We start from the raw sequence: 2,164 nt of genomic DNA, 5'->3' as shown, positions 1-2,164 counted from the left end.
CGCGCCGCGCCCGTCGTGGCGCGGCTGCGGGAGGCCATGGCGGAGCACGCGCGCGGCCAGGACTTCGAGCAGGCCGCGAAGGTCCGCGACCGCCTGCAGGCCGTGGAGAAGCTCTTCGGCAACGAGCAGGTCGCCATGACGACCGGCGCGGAGGACCTCGACTTCCTCGGGTACGCCCGCGCGGGCGAGTACGCGATGGTGCAGCTCTTCCGCATGCGCGGCGGACGCGTCGTCGGGCGCGACAAACGCTTCCTGACGGGCGCGGAGGACGGCGAGCCCGGCGAGATCATCGGCGCGTTCGTGCAGGACTACTACACCCAGGCGACGCACGTGCCGCCCCTCGTGCTGCTCCCCGCCGAGTTCGAGGACGCCGAGCTGTGGAGCGACTTCCTCACGGGCCGCGCGGGCAGAAGGGTGGAGCTGCGCGTCCCGCAGCGCGGCGACAAGGTCGAGCTCGTGGAGATGGCGCAGCGCAACGCCTCCACCGGACTGGAGTCCGAGCTGATGAGCCTGGAGAAGCGCGGCGATCACCCCGGCCTGGAGGGCCTGCGCGAGGTGCTGGCGCTGCCCGACCGCCCGTGGCGCATCGAGGGCTACGACAACTCCAACCTGTTCGGCACGAACATCGTGTCGGGCATGGTGGTGTTCGAGGGAGGACGCGCCCGCAAGGGAGAGTACCGCCGCTTCAAGGTGCAGGGCCTCGACCACCCGGACGACTACCTCGCGATGCGGCAGACCATCACGCGGCGCTTCACCGGGAGTCTCTCGGACAAGCTGCCCCTGCCGGACCTCATCCTGATCGACGGTGGGCGCGGGCAGCTCAACGCGGCGCTCGACGCGATGAAGGAAGCGGGCGTGAAGGTGCCCGTCGTGAGCCTCGCCAAACGCGAGGAACGCATCATCCTGCCGAGCGTGTACGGCGCGCAGTGGTGGCTCGACGGCGGCACCGAGGTGGGCCGCGACCGCGAGCTGCTGCTGCCGCACACGCACCCCGCGCTGCGCACCCTCATCGGCGTGCGTGACGAGGTGCACAACCACGCCATCAACTACCACCGCAAGCTGCGCGGCGAGAGCATGCTCCGCAGCGTCTTCGACGACCTGCCCGGCATCGGCAAGCGGCGGCAGGACGCCCTGCTGGAGCACTTCACCAGCCTGGAGGACCTCGGCGCGGCCAGCGTGGAGCAGATCGCGCGGGTGCCCGGCATGAACCTCGTCGCGGCGCGCGCCGTGAAGGAATTCCTGGAGGCCAGAGCGCAGGGCGAGACGCCGAGTGCGTGAGCAAACGACGCCCCGCGCGTGGCGGGGCGTCTAGGATTGACCCAGGCCGGAAGTGATTCCGGAAGGTTGTTTATTTGGAAGTTCTATGAAACGTTTAGCTGGTCTTGTCCTGATCGCATTTTTCGCATCCAACAGCGCCGTGTCCGCGCAACGTCCTCTCCTGCCCCTGCCCCCGATGTGGGGCCAGATTCAGAAGCCCGCGCCGAAAGCGGTCATCGACGTCAGCGCGGAAACGACATGTTCGCGCGGAAACGGAATGGCGACGTTCCGGACAAAGAAACATACGAACACCCAGGTCGTGGGAGGAATGGCCTCCTACAACTGGGCGGGAGGTTACACGGTGGGACGCCAGAAGGCCTGGAGTCGGACGATCGACATCGAGTCGGACCCCGCAGATGTCCCTCAGGGGACGTTTGTCTCCATCGCCGGGACCATCTACTTTCCAGAGGGGCAGTTCGCTGCCCTCACGGGGAGCATGTACTGCCCCTAGGCCGCTGACGAATTGACGCGCCCTCTCCCCCTCGGGAGGGGCGCGTTCCTGTCGGGGGACGCGGTCGACTCACCCACCCCTGCCCTCCTGATCGGAAAGCCCGAACCGGCGTAGGCCACACGGCGCTTCCCCCGCACCCTCACTCGCCGCACGATGGGAACATGAGCGTCGAGGTCGTTCCGCTGCTGGAGAAATGCCGCGCCCTGTACCTCATGCCGCGCGGCCCCGAGCGCTTCGAGGCGTACATCCGGCTCGCCACGGGCGGCGGGGACGACGTGGAACTCCCGCCCCTCGTGCCCATGAACCCGATGGCGCGCGAGCACGTGCTCGCCCGGATCGAGGAGCTCATCGCGCTCGGCGCGGAGGACGTCGCGCGCCGCGCCGCGCCCGAGTTCG

The 2,164-nt window shown here is 68.9% G+C and carries 2 protein-coding genes and 1 pseudogene; all 3 read left to right on the top strand.

All coding sequences use genetic code 11. From position 1 onward, the window contains the following. The coding region (gene uvrC, locus DEIPI_RS0126390) for an excinuclease ABC subunit UvrC (protein WP_027483761.1) at positions 1-1,278 on the top strand (1,278 nt) is incomplete at its 5' end. Between the two features lie 307 nt (positions 1,279-1,585). After that, positions 1,586-1,768, top strand: coding sequence for a hypothetical protein (locus tag DEIPI_RS40715; protein ID WP_027483760.1), 183 nt, complete (start codon positions 1,586-1,588; stop codon positions 1,766-1,768). 161 nt (positions 1,769-1,929) lie between these two features. Continuing rightward, positions 1,930-2,164 (top strand): annotated as a pseudogene (locus DEIPI_RS40710) (hypothetical protein); the annotation flags it as partial.

This window comes from Deinococcus pimensis DSM 21231 (assembly GCF_000519345.1).
GTDB classification, from domain to species: domain Bacteria; phylum Deinococcota; class Deinococci; order Deinococcales; family Deinococcaceae; genus Deinococcus_A; species Deinococcus_A pimensis.
This window is presented reverse-complemented; position numbering and strand designations above follow the sequence as displayed.